We start from the raw sequence: 18,820 nt of genomic DNA, 5'->3' as shown, positions 1-18,820 counted from the left end.
TGTAGAGACGCCGTGAAAGAATTTGCGATTGGAAGTTCCGTTTTGTGCGCGCCTTCAAAGTCGCGAAGAACTGAATAGGGTTGAGCGCCGCTTGCGGCTGGCATGAATCCAAGGCAACGGCGCGATTGCGCAAGAGCGGCCGCGCTGCCATCGGCGCCGCGCCTGTTCAGTTGGCTGTCTGCGCGGGTGCAGGCGAATACGGGCTGCCCGCACTTCATGCGACTACGACTAGGGCGACGAACTCCCGCGCCTGCGTCGTGCCCGCGTCGCCTCGCGCAGCGGCTCCAGCCCATGATGCTGGTCCGCGTTCCGCAGGGTGCCGTAGCCGATCAGCGCGCAGAGCATCACGTGCTCGCTCAGTACCGAGTGCGCGTGCGACGCGCGTTCGCCCAGCCGTTGCAGGCGCACGAGCCGTGGGCGCAGCTGGTCGAGCGCGCGCAGGGCCTCGTTCGCGTGCGGGATGTCGGACACGTCGAGCTGCGGATTGAGCAGCAGGCGCATCAGCGTCTCGCGGCAGAAGCGTTCCTGCTCCGGGCCGAGCCGCGTTTCTTCGACGGGCTTGAACGGCCGCTGCGTCGGCCGCTCCGGCAACTCGTCGTCCTCGTCGTATTCCTCATCGAGGGTGAGCAGCCGCTCGAGCTGCGACTCGACCAGGTCGAGCGCGTTGTCGATCGCGACCAGCTGGGTGCGCGGCAGGGTGAGGGAAACGGGTTCGTCGCTCATGTGCAGCTCCTTTGCATGGATGGGAGTCGGCGGCTGGGCGATTGTGGCAGACGTAATGGAGACGGAAGCCGCACGCGCGCGCGCGGCTTTACCCCCTCTCCCGCGTGCGGGGGAGAGGGGTGCCCAACGGGCGGGTGAGGAGCCGCGAGCGTAGCGAGCGGTGCTTTGCCTTTTCGCCGAAGAAGCAGGAGCAGCTCGCTGCGCTCGCCGCCCCTCATCCGCCCTTCGGGCACCTTCTCCCCGCATGCGGGGAGAAGGGAATGCGCGGCGAACCGGCACTCAAACACAAACGGCGCCGAAAGCGCCGTCTGCATGCTTCAGCAATGTCGCGATCTCACGCGCGGCGCATCAACCCAGCGCCTTCGCCGCCGCCATCACGTTCTCGACGGTGAAACCGAAATGCGGCAGCAGCTGCTCGATCGGTGCGCTCGCGCCAAAACGCTCCATGCCGATCACCGCGCCGTCGAGGCCGACGTACTTGCGCCAGAAATCGCTGGTGGCTGCCTCGATCGCGATGCGCCTGCGACAGGCCTTCGGCAGCACGCTTTCGCGGTACTGGTCATCCTGGCGGTCGAAGACGTCGGTCGACGGCATCGACACCACGCGCACCTTGTCGCCGAGCTGTTCGGCAGCCTGCATCGCGAGGCCCACTTCGGAACCCGTCGCCATGAGGATCATCTCGGGCTGGCCGGCCGAATCCTTCAGCACGTAACCGCCGCGCTCGATGTCCTTCACCTGCTGCGCGGTGCGCGGCTGGTGCGGCAGGTTCTGGCGCGAGAAGACCAGGCAGCTCGGGCCGTTGTAGCGTTCGATCGCCTTCTTCCAGCACACCGCCGATTCCACCGCGTCGCACGGGCGCCACACGTCGTTGCCCGGGATGTAGCGCAGGGAGGCGAGGTGTTCGATCGGCTGGTGGGTCGGACCGTCTTCGCCGAGGCCGATCGAATCATGCGTGTACACGTGGATCGCGTGCGCGCCCATCAGCGCGCTCATGCGCACGGCGTTGCGCGCGTAGTCGCTGAAGACGAGGAAGGTGGCGTCGTACGGGATGAAGCACTCGTGCAAACCGAGCCCGTTGCTGATCGCGGTCATCGCGAATTCGCGCACGCCGTAATAGATGTAGTTGGCGTTCGGATCGCTGGTCGCGACCGACTTGCTGCCCTTCCACAACGTGAGGTTGGAATGCGCGAGGTCGGCCGAGCCGCCGACGAGTTCCGGCAGCAGCGGCGCGAAAGCTTCGATCGCCATCTGCGACGCCTTGCGCGAGGCGACGACCGGACCTTCCGCCTGCAGCTTGGCGATGTAGGCGTCAGCGGCTTCGATGAAGCCTTCCGGCAGTTCGTTGCGCGAACGGCGGGTGAGTTCGGCGGCGAGTTCCGGGAACTGCTGCGCGTAGCGGTCGAAGAGCGTGTTCCACTGGTCCTCGCGCACCAGGCCCGTGTTGCCCGCGCGCCAGCCGTCGTAGATTTCCTGCGGGATCTCGAACGGCGCGTGCGGCCACTTCAGCGCTTCGCGCGTCGCGGCGATTTCGTCCTTGCCCAGCGGCGCGCCGTGGCTGGATTCCTTGCCGGCCTTCGCGGGCGAACCGAAACCAATCGTGGTGCGGCAGCAGATCAGCGTCGGCTTGTCGGTCGACTTCAGCGCGGTCTCGATCGCGGTCCTGATCTCGTCGGCATCGTGGCCGTTGACGCCGCGCACGACGTTCCAGCCATAGGCCTCGAAGCGCGCCGGCGTGTTGTCGGTGAACCAGCCGTCGGTGTTGCCGTCGATCGAGATCTTGTTGTCGTCCCAGAACGCGACGAGCTTGTTGAGGCCCCAGGTGCCGGCGAGCGATGCGGCTTCGTGCGAGATGCCTTCCATCAGGCAGCCGTCGCCCATGAACACCCAGGTGTGGTGGTCGACGATGTCGTACTCGGGTTTATTGAAGCGCTGCGCCAGCAGCTTCTCGGCGAGCGCCATGCCGACGGCATTGGCGAAGCCCTGGCCGAGCGGGCCGGTGGTGGTTTCCACGCCCGGCGTCATGAAGTTTTCCGGGTGGCCGGGGGTCTTCGATTCGAGCTGGCGGAACTTCTTCAGGTCCTCGATCGACAGGTCGTAACCGGCGAGGTGCAGCAACGCGTACTGCAGCATCGAGCCGTGGCCGTTGGAGAGGATGAAGCGGTCGCGGTTGAACCACGTCGGGTTCTTCGGGTTATGCCGCAGGTAGTCGTTCCAGAGCACCTCGGCGATGTCGGCCATGCCCATGGGCATGCCGGGATGGCCAGAGTTGGCGGCCTGGACCGCGTCGGCGGCAAGGAAACGGATGGCGTTGGCGAGATCGCGGCGGGTCGGCGTCGTCATGGGCTCGGCTGGGATTGGGAAGCGGCGGACTCAGGGCGGGCGGCCGCCCCGGCGAAGGGCGCCATTGTCCCACAGCACGGGGCGCGGGCCGGGTTCGGGATGTCGCGGTTGGCGACGTGGATGCGACGCGTGGGGTTCCGGATAGCGCGCGCGGGGTTGGCGACCCCATCGTTGGGGTTGGAAGATCGATCACATGGGTCCGCGACCCCATCTGGTTGTGGTCCGGAGATCGGTCGCAGGGGTCCGCCACCCCATCGTTGGGGTCGGAAGATCGATCGCATGGGGTGCGCGAGTCCATCGATGGGGTCGGAAGATCGATCACATGAGGTCTGCGACCCCATTGTTGGGGTTGGAAGATCGATCACATGGGGTGCGACCTCATCGTTGGAGCCTGAGGATCGATCACATGGGGTCCCTGACCCCATCGTTGGGGGCTGTGAGCCCTCTGCCGTCGGCGACCGAAGGGAGAACGGAAAAAACCTCGCAAGTTGCGACTTACGCGGTTTCCGTTGCTTCCACCACCGCTTCCGTTTCCCCTTTCGACACCATCGCCGCGATCGCAAGATCGCCGGTGACGTTCAGCGTGGTCCGGCACATATCCAGGAAATGGTTCACGCCCAGGATCAGGCCGATGCCCTCCGGCTTCACCCCCACCATCGAACAGATCAGCGCCACCACCGGCAGCGAACCCGACGGCACGCCCGCGGTACCGATGCCTCCGAGGATGCACACCAACATCACCGTCACCTGCTGCGCCAGCGACAGCTCGACGCCGAAGAACTGCGCAAGGAAGATCACGGTGACGCCTTCGAACAGCGCAGTGCCATTCTGGTTGGCGGTCGCCCCGACCGTGAGCACGAAGCGCGAGATGCGCGGCGGCAGGCCAAGCTTCTCGTCGGCGACGCGCAGCGAGGTCGGCAGCGTCGCGTTGCTCGACGCGGTGGAGAACGCCAGCAGCATCGCTTCCTGCACGCCCTTGAAGAACTTCAGCGGCGACCAGCCGGCGAGCAGCTTCAGCGCGATCGAATAAGTGACGAACAGGTGCAGCGCGAGCGCGAGCACCACTACCAGTACGTATTCAGCGAGCTTGCCGAGCAGGTCCCAACCGAATACGACCGTCATGTTGAACATCAGCGCCGCCACCGCGTACGGCGCGAGGCGGATGACCATGCCGATCAGCGTCATCGACACGTCGAACAGGCCCTGGATGCCGCGCTTGAGCGTTTCGGTCGCTTCGTTGCGCGCGATCACCAGGCCGATGCCCAGCATCAGCGCGAAGAACATCACCGAGAGGATCGTGTTGTTGCTCGATGCGGCGGCGACGATGTTGTCGGGCACGATCGACAGCAGCATGTCCAGGCCCTTGGGCTGCTCGCCGGCCTCGCTGATGATGCCGCGCGCGCGCTCGGCGTTGTCGCTCAGCAGCTTCAGCGCCTGCGCTTCGTCCACGCCGGCGCCGGGCTTGAAGAGATTCACCAGCACCAGCCCGAGCACGACGGCGAGGCCCGACATCACCACCGTGTAGAGCAGCGTGCGCCAGCCAACGCGGCCGAACGCGCGCATGTCGCCCATCTCCGACACGCCGATCACCAGCGCCGCGAACAGCAACGGAATGACGAGCATGAAGATCAGGCGCAGGAAGATCGTCGCCGCGGGTTGCGTGACGTAGGTGGTGAGCATCTGCACCCATGCCACGTCGGCGCCGACCGTGTAGTGCACCACCAGGCCGGCAGCGAGGCCGGCGAGGAAACCGATCAGCATCTTCCAGTGCAGCGGAAGCTTCGTCCTGGTGCGAATGGCTTCGCTCATGGTGCGGCTCCGGCGGCGGAAGTGTCCCGAGCTTAGCAACCTGTTCTATCTGCGCTCGTCAAGGCGTTGCTCGTCATTCCCGCGAAGGCGGCAATCCCTGGGCGTGACCTTCAAAAGACCGGACGGGCAGGCAAAAAGATGCCCGCACAGGCGACTGGCGGGCATCTCTGGATAAAAAACCGACGTCCATGGATTCCCGCCTTCGCGGGAATGACGACGACAGTGCGTCGCTACGTCAAACGGTTTCCGTCACCGGCAACTCGGACTCCGCCACTTCACCACTTCGCGCCGACACCACGACCGCGGTCGCGAGATCGCCCGTGACGTTGAGCGAGGTACGGCACATGTCGAGGAAGCTGTTGACGCCGAGGATGATGCCGATGCCGGCCGGATTGAGGCCGATGATGCCGCAGATCATCGCGATCACCGGCAACGAGCCGGATGGAATGCCCGCAGTACCGATGCCGCCGAGGATGCACAACGCGAGCACGAGCAACTGGTCGACGAGCGGCAGGTGCAGGCCGAACACCTGCGCGAGGAACAACACCGTCACGCCTTCGAACAACGCCGTGCCGTGATGGTTGGCCGATGCGCCCACGGTCAGCACGAAGCGGCTCACCTTGCGTGGCAGGCGCAGGTTTTCCTCGGCCACGCGTAGCGTAACGGGCAGCGTTGCAGTGGACGATGCGGTGGCGAACGCGGTGAGCGTGGCTTCCTGGCTGCCGCGGAAGAACGCGCGCGGCGACATCCCGCCCATGAACTTCACCCACAGCGGCAGCACGACGAACATGTGCAGCGCGAGCGCCAGCACCACGGTGATCACGAAGTAGGCGAGTCCCGCCAGGACGTCCCAGCCGAGCTGCGCGCACAGGCTGAACATGAAGCACGCCACGGCATACGGCGCGAGGCGGATGAACAATCCGATCAGCCGCATGCTGATCTCGAACAAGCCCTGCAGCGCGTGCTTGAACGCTTGCGTCGCCGGCGAAGGCGTGAGCACCAGGCCGATGCCGATCATCAGCGCGAAGAAGACGATGCCCAGCTTCTGCTTGTCGTCGCCCGCCGCGGTAATGACGTTGTGTGGAACGATGTTGACCAGCAGGTCGAAGAAGCGCAGCTGCTGGCCGCTGGCGACGATGTCGCCGACCTTGCCCGCGTTGCTCGCCATCGCCTGCTGCACCAGCGCCGGATCCATGTGCGTGCCGGGCTGGATCACATTGACCATCAGCAGGCCGATCGCGACGGCCGCGCCGGTGACGACCGCGGTGTAGGTCAGCGTGCGCCAGCCGAGACGGCCGAGGCTGGCGATGTCGCCGAGTTCGCCCACGCCGAGCACCAGCGCCGAGAACATCAGCGGCAGCACCAGCATGAAAAGCAGGTTGAGGAAGACCTGTCCGGCGGGCTTGGCCACGAATTCGACGAGGCCCGCGATGAATGGCACGTCCGCGCCACCGAACCAGTGCGCCGCGAGCCCCAGCACCGCGCCGAGCACGAAGCCGATCAGCACCTTCACGTGCAGGGGCATGCCGCGGGTGGCTGCGGCAGGGGGCAGGTGGACGTGGCTCATGCGGACTCCGGTGATTTTTCGACGGCGCAGAGTACACCAGCCGTTCCGGACGTCCTTGCGGCTATGGCGTTCAGCCTGCCCGATTGCGCTTTTCGCCAACCGTGTCCGGATACAGCGGCGGCAGCAGCGTCGGTGCGGGCGTCGTTTCCTTTTGCCACTTCGGGCCGGTGGCGAACGCCTGGCGCAGGCGCTGGCGCGCGGTCGCGCCGTCGCCGCCACCCCAGCGGGCGCGTTGCAGGGCGTCGACGGCTTCGCACTGCGCGGCGTCGGCGAGCCGGCTGCGCACGTCCTCAATGTCGAGCACAGGCGGCACGGCCATCGCGCAGAGCGCGTCGGCCACCTCGCCGAGGTCGCCGGTGTCGAGTGCGCGCTTCAGCTCGGCGGTCGAGCGGGCTGGCTGCGGTGGCGATCCGGTGGATTCGCCAGGCACGCGCCTGCGTGAAGCCGGAGCGGGATGCGAACGCTGGTGCATGGCCCACACGAGCGTCGCCAGCCACAGCGCGGCGAACAACAGCGTCGCCATGATCCAGCCGCGATTCGTCGAAGTAGTTGGCGCTGCGTTGGCGTCTGTCGCTGCAGCGCCTTGCGGCACTGCAGCCGGCGGCGCGGCGGAGCCATCGGCCGCAGCGACAGCCAATGGGATCGGTGGCAGCGCCGCCGTGCGCCGCGCGCCTTCGTCTACATCCCACCAGTCGATACGGAGCCCTGACAACTGCGTCGCACCGGCGCGCGATGGCACCAGCGAGAAGCGGCGCGTCAGCTTCACCCGCGGGCGGCCTTCGCGGAAGGTTTCGTCGGCCTGCACCGGCTCGGCGAACACCTGCACGCCATCGATGGGCGGCAATTCGAGCTCCGGCATCTGCGCGGCCGTCGCGCCATCGGCGGTGGCCTCGATCACGAGACTTCCGGCGCTGCCCGCGCGCAGTCCGCTTGGCGTCGTGGCGTAGCGCAGTTGCAGGTCGCGCAGCGGCAGCCACGGCTGTGGCGCGTTCGCGGGCGCGGGCTGCACCTGCAACGTGCGCGGCGCGGCCTGCGCAGTGAGTGCGCCGCCACGATCGCCAAACAGCTCGTCGAAGAAGCCACCGGTGCCACGGCCTTCGAAGACTGCACCGGGCACGGTCACCGCGCCACTGCGTTCGGGAATCAGCTGATAGCGGCGCTCGACGACTTCGTAACGGCGACCGGCGATCTGACGCACGTAGCGGGCGTCTTCGCCGACCTGTTGCAACGAAGCGCCATCGGGCGCGGGTTGATCGAGCTGCCCCGAGATCAGCGGCGCCGCCGAATACAGGCGCACGATCCAGCCGACGGCCTGCTGCACGTAGGGCGTGGCGTCGTCGGGTTCGCTTTCGATGAAGACGTCATCGCCCGCATGCGATGGAGCGGGAGCGCTGGCGCCTTCCACCTGCAGCGTCAGCGGTTGCGTGCGTTCGTTGCCGACGCGCAGCGCTGGAATCGTAATGCGGCCTGCGCGGCGCGGTTGCAGCGCGACGGCGTACAGGCTGTGCACGCCGGTGTTGTCCATTTCGGTGCGACTGCTGCGCCCGCTTACGATGAAATCGGCAAGCAGCGGGTCGTAATCGGGTCGCGTCATGCCGGTGGTGCGGATGTTGAGGGTGACGGTTTCGTTCGCGTTGATGCGATCGCGATCGAGCCACGCGCGCGTCTGCGCCAAGGCCGGCAACGCGCACAGCGCCAGCAGAAGGAATACGAGCGCGCGATGCGCGATGGTTGCGTACGGCTTCATTCTTCTGCCCTGCCCTGCGACACGCGGCGTTCGTATTCGAGGCGGAACTTCGCCCGCAGCAGCCCGCCCGGATCGTCCGGCACGCGCTTCAGCCAGGCTTCGTTGGCCAGGCGGCGTTCGCGTTGCTCGGGGGTTTCCCTTGCGCGCGCGGCCTCCTGCGTTGGCTGTTTGCCGTCCTGCTTGCGTGCCTGTTCCAGTGCGCGCTGCATGCGTTCGCGTTGGGCCTGGTCGGCTTGTTGCTGCGCTTTTGCGTCCTGCGGTTTGGCCTGTGTGTCCTGGGCCTGTTGCTGCTGGTTCTTCTGTTGCTGGACGTCCTGCTTCGAGGACTGCTGCTGTTGGTCGTTTGGCTGGGGATTGCGCGACTGCGACGGCTGCCCGGATTGCGGCTGCGATTGACCGTCCTGATCGCCCTGCGATTTCTGCTGCTGGTTGCCCTGGCTGGACTGCGACTGTTTCCGCTTCATTGCCGCTTCGACTGCGCGCTTGTTCGCGATGGCATCGGCCATGCCCGGCTGCCGGCGCAACGCTTCGTTGTACGCATCGATCGCCTGCTGGTACTGGCCGGCTTTCGCCAGTGCATTGCCGCGGTTGTAATGCGCGGTGGCGGTGTCGGCATCGTCGTACTGCTGCGCCGCCGCCTTGAAATCGCCTTTGCGGTAAGCCTCATTGCCGCGCTGGATGCGCGCGTATTCGGTCTGGTCGGGTCGGCGCCACACGCCCTGCGCGTGCGCGCTGTGCAGCGGAAACCCGGCGCACAACAGCACGAGCACCAATGTGCCGCCGGTGCGACGGCGGAAAGCAAACAACGCCAGCAGCATCAGCGGCGGCAGCAGCCAGAAGCCTTCGTCGCGCCAGGTGAAGCCGCTTCCGGTTCCGCCGACTTCATCGGAAGTGCGCGGCTCCAGCACGCCCAGCGCGTGCAGATCGGAATCATCGCCCGAGAGCGCCGCGTAGCCGCCATTACCGTTGGCCGCGAGCTTGCGAAGCGAAGCCGAATCGAGGCGCGCGTTGGCGATGCTTCCGTCGACGCGGCGGTAGACGGTTCCGGCTTCTGTACCCAGTCCCAATGCCGACACGGGGTAACCGCCCGCCACCGCTTCCGAGGCTGCGTTGATGGCGGCATCGTCGGCGTGGTCGGTCAGCACGACGATGTCGCCGCTGCGCGCACCGGCGCGCTTCAGCAGCCGCGCCGACCATTCGATCGCTTCACTCGCCCGCTGGCCATCGCGCGGCATGACATCGGGCTGGAGCGCATCGAGGTAGAGCGCGACATTCGCCGCATCATCGGTCAGTGGCGCCACGGTGAAAGCGTCGCCGGCGAATGCTACGAGGCCGATCTGCCCGCCGTTGCGTTCGCGCAGCAGCGTGGCGAGCTTGGCGCGTGCCTGCGCGAGGCGCGAGGGCGGAAGGTCGGCGGCGAGCGATGCGCTGGAGAGATCCAGCGCCACGACCAGCGGGGTCTGGCTCTGCCACAACGGTTGTTCGGAACGGCGCCAGCTCGGACCTGCCAGCGCGAGCACCGCGAGCAGGTAGCCCAGCGCGGCAAGCCACGGCGCGACACGGCTCCTGCGATCACCGCGGGATTCCAGCAGCTGCGGAAGCAGGTGCGGATCGACGAAGGCGTGCCACGCGCTGCTTTCGCGCTGCCGCCTGCGCCACCACCACGCGAGCACTGGCAGGAGCACGAGAGCGCACAGCCACCACGGACGCAGGAAATGCAACGCCGCGAAATCCTGAAGCAATGCGGCCGGATTCATGCGCGTCTCCGCGGCCACGCCAAGGCCAACAACGCACACACGAATGCGCCTGCAAGTGGCCACGCATAACGCTCCAGTTTCGGGCGCACGGCCTTGCCGGGGCGGCGGATCGGTTCGAGCCGATCGATTTCCGCATAGATGTCGACGAGCTGCGCTGTATCGCGTGCGCGGAAGAAGCGGCCGCCGGTCTGCTCGGCGATCGCGCGCAGCGTGGACTCGTCGACTTCGTCGCCCGCACCCGGCATCGGCAGCTTGAAGCCGAAAACCGACAGCGAGCCGTCGCCGCCGAACGCGATCGTGTGCACGCGCACGTGTTCGCTGCGCGCGAGCTCGGTGGCCTTGCGGGGGTCGAGTGCGCCGGCGGTGTTGACGCCATCGGTCAGCAGGATCAGCACGCGCTGCTCCGCCGGTTGCGCGCGCAGGCGCTTCACAGCGAGGCCGATCGCGTCGCCGATCGCGGTTTCCTGGCCGGCGAGCCCTACCACGCTGTCGCCGAGCTGCTCGCGCACGGAATCGCGATCGAGCGTAAGCGGAGTCAGCGCATACGCGCGTCGGCCGAACACGAGCAGGCCGATGCGGTCGCCCGCGCGCCGTTCGAGGAAGTCGGCGAGCACGGCTTTCGCAGCCGTAAGGCGATCGACGGGGCGGCCACCGAGTTCCATGTCGGGTTCGCCCATGCTGCCGGACAGGTCCAGCGCAAGCATCAGGTCGCGACCGACCTGTGGTGGCTGCACGGCGTCACCGAGCTGCTGAGGACGCGCGGCGGCGACGCAGAGCAGGATCCACGCAAGCACCAGCAGGGGATGCACGCCGCCCCGCAGTGCATGCCCACCACCGCCCTGCGCGATGGCATCCAGGCGCGGGCCGTACGGCACGCGAAGCGCGGCGCCGCTCGCACGCGATGCTGGCAACAGCCAGCGCGCGAGCAGCGGCAACGGCAGCGCGGCGAGCAACCAGGGCCAGGCAAACAGTTCGGTCAAGGCTTCGATGGACGGCATCGATGGCATGGTCACTTCGCCATCCACTCGATGAAGCGTTCGCGTGTTAGTGCGTGCAGCGCGGACACGTCTTCCGGATGGGCATCACGGCGGAAGCCGCCTTCGAGCAGCAGTCTTCCGATGCCTCTGGTAAACGGATGGCGCTTGTCATCCGCATCCAGATATTCGAGCCACGCGCTGCCCTGCAGCTTGTCGGCTTGCGAATTGTGGCGGCGCGCGGCGCGGCGCAGCAGTTCGGACATGGCGGCGATCTGTGCGGGCGCGCCGTCTGCGGACCGGATCGTGTCGTCGAATATCCCGGCGATGCGGCGCTGCCGTTCGCGACGGCGTCGCCGCCACAGCACGAAGCCCAGTGCTGCGACGAGCACAATGGCGGTTACAACCCACCACCCGGGCGCAGGCGGCCACCACGCAGGGGCGACGGGTTGGTGGATATCGCGGAGGACCAGCGATGCGTCCTGCATCACGCCACCATCGGCCGCGTCCGGCCCAGCAGCGGCAACCAGGATTCACTCGGCGCGTCGCCCGGCAACGCCTGCACGCGCACGCCGCGTGACGGCAGCGAGGCGATGGCGGCTTCGACAGGCGCGGCGAACTCGCGCAGCCAACGCTGGCGTTGCGCGGCCGAAGCAAGATCGATCTCGACGCGATGGCCGTCGGTGCTGAACGGCACCGCGGATTTCGGCGGCGCCGTTTCCAGTGGATCAGTCAGCAACAGGACGATCACTTCGTGGTGTTGCGCCAATGCGGGCCAACGCCGTTCCGGAATGTCAGCGATGCTGCGCGGATCAGCCAGCAACACCACGCGCGATCCAGGACGCAGCAATCGTTGTGCGTGATCGAGCGCGACGTTGAGCCCCGCGTCTTCTTCAGGCGCTTGCGAATACCAGCGCACGAGCGCATCGAGAACACGCAGTGCGCCGCGCGCGCCCGAAGCCGGCGTGACGGGCGCTTCACGCACGCTGCCACGGAGCGCCGCGATGCGATCGCCGTCACGTGCAGCCGCCCACGCGGCCACCGCACCCGCACGCGCGGCCTGCACGGACTTGAAGCGGACGCGCGTGCCGAAATACAGCGACGGGGCGGTGTCCGCGACGATCAGCGTCAGGCGCTCGCGTTCAGCCTGGAACAGTTTGGTATGGGCGCGACCGGTTCTCGCGGTGAGGCGCCAGTCGATGTGCCGCGCATCATCACCAGCAACATAGTCGCGCGATTCGGCATATTCCATGCCGCGTCCGCGCAGGGGCGAGAGCGAGTGCCCGGTCACGCCCTGCCGTCCGAGCTTTGCATTCCGGCGCCCGCTCACGCTGCCGCGCAGCGCTACCAGTTCGGATAGCGAAGGCCGGATGCCGTTGTCGGATCCGCTCACCGGTTTTGCTGGAACGGCCCGCCCGTCCATGCTCAGGGCAACGGTACCTGCCGCAGCAGTTCTGCCACGAGGCGATCGCCATCCCAGCCTTCGGCGGTAGCTTCGTAACTGGGCAGGATGCGATGACGCAGTACGTCAGGCGCAATCGCGCGCACGTCGTCGGGCGTAACGAAGTCGCGCCCGGCCAGCCACGCATGCGCGCGCGCGCAACGTTCCAGTGCGATCGAGCCGCGGGGACTCGCACCCCAGGCAATCCGTCGTGCGAGCGCGTTGTCATAGCGCTGCGCATCGCGTGAGGCCAGGACGAGTTCGATCAGGTAGCGCTCGACCGCTGGCGCCACATGCAGATCGAGGACTGCAGCACGCGCAGCGAATACGTCGGCCTGCGATATGCGGGTAATCGCCGCGGGCATCGAGGTGACGGTCGCGCGTGCGCGTTCGCGCGCCAGGCGGAGGATTTCTGTTTCGGTCGCCGCTTCCGGATAACCGATGCGGACGTGCATCAGGAAGCGATCGAGTTGCGCTTCGGGCAACGGGAACGTGCCTTCCTGCTCGATGGGATTCTGCGTCGCCATCACCAGAAACAAAGGCGGCAGCGCATAGGTCTGCCGGCCGACCGTCACCTGACGCTCACCCATGGCTTCCAACAGCGCGGATTGCACCTTGGCGGGCGCGCGGTTGATTTCGTCGGCGAGCAGCAACGGGTGGAAGATCGGCCCGGCCTGGAATTCGAAACGCCCATCCTGGGGCCGCCAGACTTCCGTACCGGTCAGGTCCGCAGGCAACAGATCCGGCGTGAACTGGACGCGGGCGAAATCGGCATCGAGCCGCGCGGCCAAGGCGCGGATGGCGCTCGTCTTGGCGAGGCCGGGCGCACCTTCAACCAGCAGGTGGCCGTCGGCGAGCAGTGCGATCAGCAGGCGTTCGATCAGGGCCGCCTGGCCGACGATCTCGGCCGACAACGCGGCGCGCAGATCGCTAAAGGCCTCATGCAGCTGCCCTCCCGCTTCATGTCGCGGGGCGGCCGGAATCGGGGGAATACTGCTGTCCATCGGGCACTCGTTGGCGGATCGGACCCATTTTGACCGAAGAAGGCGCAGCGGGTTCACGCACCGGGTCAGGGTTCAGTTGGGCGACAGTTGCATTCCGCGTCGAGCAAAACGAAAACGGGAGCCTTGCGGCTCCCGTAGTTGGCTTCGATCAGCGCGGATCAGCGCTGGGAAACCTGCAATACCTTCGGCGTGACGAAGATCAGCAGTTCCGCCTTTTCCTTGTTCTTGCCCTTCTTCTTGAACAGGTTGCCCAGGAAGGGAATGTCGCCAAGGAAGGGGACCTTCTGGATGTCGCTGCGGTCGCGGAATTCATACACGCCGCCGATGACGACGGTCTGACCGTCTTCGATCAGCACCGCCGTGTTGACTTCGCGCTTGTTGATCAGCGGAACGCTGCCGATGGAGGCTTCGACGAAATCTTCGACTTCATCCTTCTTGACGTTCATGTTGAGGAAGACGCGGCCGTCATTGGTGATGGTCGGGGTCACCTTCATTTCGAGCAGGACGTCCTTGAACTGCACGGTCTGCTGGGCGACGTTGCCACCTGCGCCGGCACCCTGCGTCACCGTTACGTAGCCGACTTCCTGGCCTTGGCGGATCACGGCTTCGCGCTGGTTGCTGGTGACTACGCGCGGATTGGAGATGACTTCGCCGCGGCCTTCTTCCTGCATCGCCGAAAGTTCGACGTCGAGCAGATAACCGGCATTGAGAATCGAGAGTGCCAATGCTCCTGCCGGATTCTGCACACCAAGGTCTACGTTCAGGTTGCGGGTAATCGCACCGCGCGTGTTGGGATTGTTGCCACGCGTAACCGCATTGCCAGACGACGCTGTATCGCTGCCACCAAAGCCGAGCGAGCTGCGATCACCATCCTTGCCAGTGGCGCCGTTGATACCGAACTTGGCGCCCACCTCACGCGCGAAGGTTTCGGTCGCAATCACGATACGGGCCTCGATGATGACTTGGTCCACCGGACGGTCGATCACCCGCACCAATTCGCGGATCTGGACGACTTTTTTCGGGATATCACTGACCATCAGGGTGTTGGTGCGATCGTCCGCGACCAGCCGTCCACGTTGCGACAGGAAGCCATTATCGTTTTGGTTGTTGCCACCCCCGCCGCCTTGTCCACTGTTCCCGCCGATCCCCTTGGCTTCCGTCAATGCCTTATAGATGGCGCCGGCATTGTGGTAGTTGATCTGGATGTACTCGGTGACGAGATCGACACGGTTGTCCAAGGCGATGCGCGCGTCTTCCTTGTCCTGTTCGTATTTGGCAATTTCTGCCTGCGGGGCAATCCAGACGACGTTGCCGCTGCGACGCTTATCAAGGCCCTTGGCCTGCAGGACGATGTCCAACGCCTGATCCCACGGCACATTGACCAACCGCAGGGTGACATTGCCCTGGACGGTGTCGGCGGCGACAACGTTCAGCCCCGACTCTTCCGCGATCAGCTGTAGAACCGTGCGAACCGGCACATCTTGGAAGTTGAACGTCACCGGGCGACCGCTGTACGCACGCGCGCCGGTCGTGCCAGTAGTCGCAGCTGCGCCCACTGCACGCTGCTTGGTGCCTGCTGCGCGCGGAATGATCTCGACGATGTAGTCGCGACCGGTCTGGTAAGCCATCGACTCATAAGCACCGGCCGTGTTGAGTACGAGTTGGGTACCCGTGCCTGCCGAGCGCGCATCGATCGACTGCACCGGCGTCGCGAAATCGGTGACATTCAGTGGCTTCTGCAGGTTGGCCGGCAGCTGCGCATTGCCTACGTTGATCGTGATGGTCGACCCGGTGCTGCGCAGATCCGGGGCAGCACCGTCGCCTGTGAAGCGCAGGATCAACTTGCCCGCGCCGCCGTCGCCGCGCTTGAAGTCGATGTTGGACACGGAGATCGCACCCGGCAGTTGTTTCGCCGGATCGTTGCTCGGTGCCGGCGCGGCAGCGGGTGCCAGCTGCGCGACGAAAGTCGGGGTGAAAGTGCCGTGCGATACCGGTGTGGCGGCGTGCACGGCGCTCATTCCTGCAAGCAGCCCGATCGCGAGGCCTAGACCAACACGAGCGGGGCCGGCGCGCATGGAGCGGTTGGCGTTGAAAACGGTCATCGTGTCATCCCCCAATCATTGATCTTCTAATGCGACCGACGCTGGACGTTCCAGCCAGCCACCCGCGCCATCCGGCACCAGTTCCACCAACTCGATGCGGTCTTCAAACACACCGGTCACCCGCCCATCGTTCTGGCCCATGTAGTCCCCCGGGCGCACGCGATAGGTCACCTTGTCCGGGGCCATTACGAGTGCGATCACCCCCGCACCGCGGCCCAACGTGCCGACCATATCCAGGCTATCCAGCGGGAATTGCTCGAGCGTCTGCCTGCGCCGCTGGCGATCAGGACGCGGGCCCGAGCCGTTGTCGGCATCGGTGAAGGCGGTGCTGAAGGGATCGCGCAATGCATAGGCAGCGTATTCGAATGTTTCGAACTGCTGCATCACCGGAAGGGGATCCAGGGGCGGCGCCGGGCGCGCCTTGACTTCCGCCACCCACTTCTCAAGGTTGGGGGCCTCGCCTGGCGTGCTGGTAATGCCGCGAGTGCAGCCCACCAGCGCGAGGACCAGCACTGCGCCAAGCAGGATGCGCTTGCGGACGGTAGTCATGCGGTCAGAGTGTCCGAGCATCTCAGGTTCCCCCCTGCGTACCGGCCGCACTGCCACCTTGCGCTGTCTGGGCCGCCTTTTCCTGCTCGGCCACCTCTTCCTCATCAAGATAGCGATAGGTCTTCACCGTACCGGCAAGTTCGAGCGGCATATTTGCCGTGATTCCCACGGGCTTGCCATTCTTGTCCTTGTCGCGGGGCTTCAGCGAGATGTCGTGCATGGTCATGATCACCACTCGCGGCAGCGTCGCAACGCCGCTCACGAAGCCGCCGAACTGGTGATAGGTGCCAACCATGCGCAGCGCGATCGGCTTCTCTGCGTAGAACTCTTTCGGGATTTCCGGACCAGGCTGGAATAGTTCGTTGGTGATGCCAGTTGCCAGCGCAGTTTGCGAGATGTCGACGATCAGGTCAGGCATTTCGGTCTTGCTCGGCAGCTGGCGCAACATCTGCTTCAGCTGTTCTTCCATCTGCGCGAGCTGCTGCTTGAGCGGCTCGAGATTGGCGGCGCGGCCCTGCTTGGTTTCGAATTCCTGGCGCAGCTCGGTCTCCTGCCTCTCAAGACCTTCCAGCTCGCCCAGCTTGTCGCGAACGAACAGCCACCAGCTCAGGAAGACGATCAGCAGGGCGATGATCACGCAGAAGCCGACCTTGGCCTGCTGCGGCCAGGAGCCCATGTTGTTGAAATCGAGTTCGCGCAGTGAGAATTTCTTGGCGCTCACGAGGCGGCTCCTTGTTTCACTGGGGCTGCAGCCGGGGCGGTGTCGGTCGGAGTGGCAGGGGCCGCCGCAGGTGCACTACCTGCGGGCGCAACGCCGGCAGGAGCAGCCGCGGGAGCATCCGGAACACCATCGCCGTCCTCGTCTTTCGGTGCGTTCGGGTTGGAGAGCTTCACCGACAGCTTGAACATGTTGGGCAGCGCCTTGTCCTCGCCCTTCGCCTCGATGATCGACAAGTCCGGCTTGGTCATCCAGCCCGAGCCCTCGAGGTTGCGCATGTAGGTACTCACGCGCGCATTCGACTGGGCACGCCCTTCAAGCGTGAGCGTGTCTTCGTCCTGCTTGATCGAGGTCAGGATCACGCCGTCCGGGATCGTGCGTACCAGCGAATCGAACAGATGCACCATCTGCGAACGGTTGGCCTGCAGCTTCTCGATGATTTCCTTGCGGGCGAGCAGCTTGGCCTTCTTTTCGTCGAGCAGCTTGATTTCGTCGATCTGTTTCTGGACCTGCGAGATCTGGTCGGTCAGATACTGGTTGCGCTCGTTCTGGCCGCTGATCTGCGCCTTGTAGTAGCCGACCATCAGGAACGACAACAGCACCGCGCCCAAGGCAGAAAGGCCGAGCAGGATGCTGAATTCCTTCTGGCGCTGCTTGCGCCGTTCGGCGCGCCACGGGAGGAGGTTGATCCGTGCCATCAGTCGAAGCTCCTCAGGGCCAGGCCGCAGGCGATCATCAGCGCGGGGGCGTCCTGCGCGAGGGCATGGGCCTGTACGCGTGGGCCGAGCGTCATGTGGGCGAGCGGGTTCGCGACCAGGGTCGGAACACCGAGTTGCTCCTCGACCATTTGCGCAATGCCCGGGATCGCGGCATTGCCGCCGGCAAGGACGATCTGGTCGACGCGGTTGAATTCGCTGCCGGCGTAGAAGAACTGCAGCAGTCGGCTGACCTGCTGGACCATCGCTTCCTTGAAGGGTTCGAGTACTTCGGCCTGGTAGCTTTCCGGCAGCCCACCCTGGCGCTTGGCCAAGCCGGCTTCCTCGTAGCTGAGGCCATAGCGGCGCATCACTTCGTCGGTGAGCTGCTTTCCGCCGAACACCTGTTCGCGACTGTAGAGGCTGCGGCCATTCCGCAGCACGTTGAGCGTGGTCATCGTCGCGCCCGAGTCGATCAGCGCGGTGAGACCGTCACGCGGGCCGCTCAGCTGGTTGGCGAGCAGCGCGAAGGCGTTTTCGATCGCGAAGGCTTCGACGTCCATAACCTTCGGAGTCAGGCCGCCGATTTCCAGCGCTGACGAACGAAGTTCGACGTTCTCGGAACGCGAAGCTGCGAGCAGCACCTGCAGCGTTCCGGGGTTGTTCGGCATCGGCCCGAGGACCTCGAAATCGAGATTCACTTCCTCGATCGGGTACGGGACGTAGTTGACGGCTTCGAGTTCCACCTGGGATTCGAGATCGTCTTCGTCCAGGTCGGCCGGCATCGGGATCACCTTGGTGATCACCGACGAGCCCGCGACCGCGGCAGCGGCGTATTTCACCTTGGTGCCGGAGCGGTTGACCGCGCGCTTGATCGCCTCGCCCACCGCCTCGACTTCGACGATGTTCTTTTCGACCACGGCGTTCGGCGGCAGCGGCTCGACCGCATAGTGCTCGACGCGGTAGCGGTCGCCGGCCCTTGAGAGCTGCAACAGCTTGACCGCGGTCGAACTGATGTCCACGCCGACGAGCGTCGGCTGGCCTTTTGTGACGATCCCCACGATTTTTCTCCCCATGCCACAAGCGCTTACGCGCACTTCGTGTGGCCCTGCCTTAAATATCGGACTTTCCCCGGGCTGGCAACTCCCCCGTTTCGGGAACTGCCAACCAGACCGCTTTTCCCTCTGAACGCCGAACCAGAACCGGAACGGCCGTGGCACTCGCCCGACCCCTACAAGATCCCCTGCCCCGCGGTCACCACCCCAATCGGTGCCGTCCGGTGTCGAAGATCTTCCCCTTCCGGCCATGATCGCCCGGAAGTGAACGCGCTGTCCCGTCCGAGCCCCCGGGAACGCGATCGGCAGCGCATCTGCGCAAACCGGATTGCGGCCGTG

At 65.7% G+C, this 18,820-nt stretch carries 15 protein-coding genes; all 15 read right to left on the bottom strand.

All coding sequences use genetic code 11. The features are described from left to right. Positions 1–228: 228 nt before the first annotated feature. Positions 229–723: a hypothetical protein gene (locus ASD14_RS02530; RefSeq protein ID WP_056128356.1), complete on the bottom strand. Its 495-nt coding sequence runs from the start codon at positions 721–723 to the stop codon at positions 229–231. A gap of 348 nt (positions 724–1,071) precedes the next feature. Continuing rightward, positions 1,072–3,063: a transketolase gene (gene tkt, locus ASD14_RS02525; RefSeq protein WP_056128352.1), complete on the bottom strand. Its 1,992-nt coding sequence runs from the start codon at positions 3,061–3,063 to the stop codon at positions 1,072–1,074. A 495-nt stretch (positions 3,064–3,558) separates the two neighbouring features. Continuing rightward, positions 3,559–4,872 carry a dicarboxylate/amino acid:cation symporter gene (locus ASD14_RS02520; RefSeq protein WP_056128349.1) on the bottom strand — a complete coding sequence of 438 codons (1,314 nt, stop codon included), beginning with the start codon at positions 4,870–4,872 and terminating at the stop codon, positions 3,559–3,561. A gap of 235 nt (positions 4,873–5,107) precedes the next feature. Then, a complete protein-coding gene (locus tag ASD14_RS02515) occupies positions 5,108–6,439 on the bottom strand; it encodes a dicarboxylate/amino acid:cation symporter (protein ID WP_056128346.1) in 1,332 nt (443 codons plus the stop codon). Positions 6,440–6,509: 70 nt separating this feature from the next. Continuing rightward, the gene (locus ASD14_RS02510) at positions 6,510–8,186 is read right to left on the bottom strand and encodes a BatD family protein (protein WP_056128344.1); all 1,677 of its coding nucleotides are present in this window, start codon (positions 8,184–8,186) and stop codon (positions 6,510–6,512) included. Beyond that, positions 8,183–9,943: a VWA domain-containing protein gene (locus tag ASD14_RS02505; protein WP_056128907.1), complete on the bottom strand. Its 1,761-nt coding sequence runs from the start codon at positions 9,941–9,943 to the stop codon at positions 8,183–8,185. Before ASD14_RS02505 ends, ASD14_RS02510 begins: the two co-directional genes overlap by 4 nt. Next, positions 9,940–10,950: a VWA domain-containing protein gene (locus ASD14_RS02500; protein ID WP_056128904.1), complete on the bottom strand. Its 1,011-nt coding sequence runs from the start codon at positions 10,948–10,950 to the stop codon at positions 9,940–9,942. The genes ASD14_RS02505 and ASD14_RS02500 overlap by 4 nt, the downstream gene beginning before the upstream one ends. A 2-nt stretch (positions 10,951–10,952) precedes the next feature. Continuing rightward, positions 10,953–11,405 carry a DUF4381 domain-containing protein gene (locus ASD14_RS02495; RefSeq protein ID WP_056128340.1) on the bottom strand — a complete coding sequence of 151 codons (453 nt, stop codon included), beginning with the start codon at positions 11,403–11,405 and terminating at the stop codon, positions 10,953–10,955. Further along, positions 11,405–12,340, bottom strand: coding sequence for a DUF58 domain-containing protein (locus tag ASD14_RS02490; protein WP_056128336.1), 936 nt, complete (start codon positions 12,338–12,340; stop codon positions 11,405–11,407). The genes ASD14_RS02495 and ASD14_RS02490 overlap by 1 nt, the downstream gene beginning before the upstream one ends. 2 nt (positions 12,341–12,342) lie before the next feature. Next, positions 12,343–13,362 carry a MoxR family ATPase gene (locus ASD14_RS02485; RefSeq protein ID WP_056128333.1) on the bottom strand — a complete coding sequence of 340 codons (1,020 nt, stop codon included), beginning with the start codon at positions 13,360–13,362 and terminating at the stop codon, positions 12,343–12,345. A 158-nt stretch (positions 13,363–13,520) separates the two neighbouring features. After that, positions 13,521–15,464, bottom strand: coding sequence for a type IV pilus secretin PilQ family protein (locus tag ASD14_RS02480; RefSeq protein ID WP_056128329.1), 1,944 nt, complete (start codon positions 15,462–15,464; stop codon positions 13,521–13,523). Between the two features lie 15 nt (positions 15,465–15,479). Beyond that, entirely contained in the window at positions 15,480–16,013 is a 534-nt protein-coding gene (locus ASD14_RS02475; RefSeq protein WP_056128326.1) for a pilus assembly protein PilP, read from the bottom strand. 22 nt (positions 16,014–16,035) lie between these two features. Beyond that, on the bottom strand, positions 16,036–16,734 hold the full coding sequence (locus tag ASD14_RS02470) for a type 4a pilus biogenesis protein PilO (protein WP_056128324.1): 699 nt from the start codon (positions 16,732–16,734) through the stop codon (positions 16,036–16,038). Then, entirely contained in the window at positions 16,731–17,429 is a 699-nt protein-coding gene (locus ASD14_RS02465) for a PilN domain-containing protein (RefSeq protein WP_056128320.1), read from the bottom strand. The genes ASD14_RS02470 and ASD14_RS02465 overlap by 4 nt, the downstream gene beginning before the upstream one ends. After that, positions 17,429–18,487 (bottom strand): pilus assembly protein PilM, encoded by a 1,059-nt coding sequence (locus ASD14_RS02460; RefSeq protein ID WP_056128318.1) that lies wholly within the window; start codon positions 18,485–18,487, stop codon positions 17,429–17,431. Before ASD14_RS02460 ends, ASD14_RS02465 begins: the two co-directional genes overlap by 1 nt. Between the last annotated feature and the right edge of the window lie 333 nt (positions 18,488–18,820).

Origin of the sequence: Lysobacter sp. Root494 (assembly GCF_001427225.1) — a bacterium.
Classification (GTDB): domain Bacteria; phylum Pseudomonadota; class Gammaproteobacteria; order Xanthomonadales; family Xanthomonadaceae; genus Agrilutibacter.
Note: the sequence above shows the minus strand (reverse complement) of the source record. Positions and strands in the feature narration are given on the sequence as shown.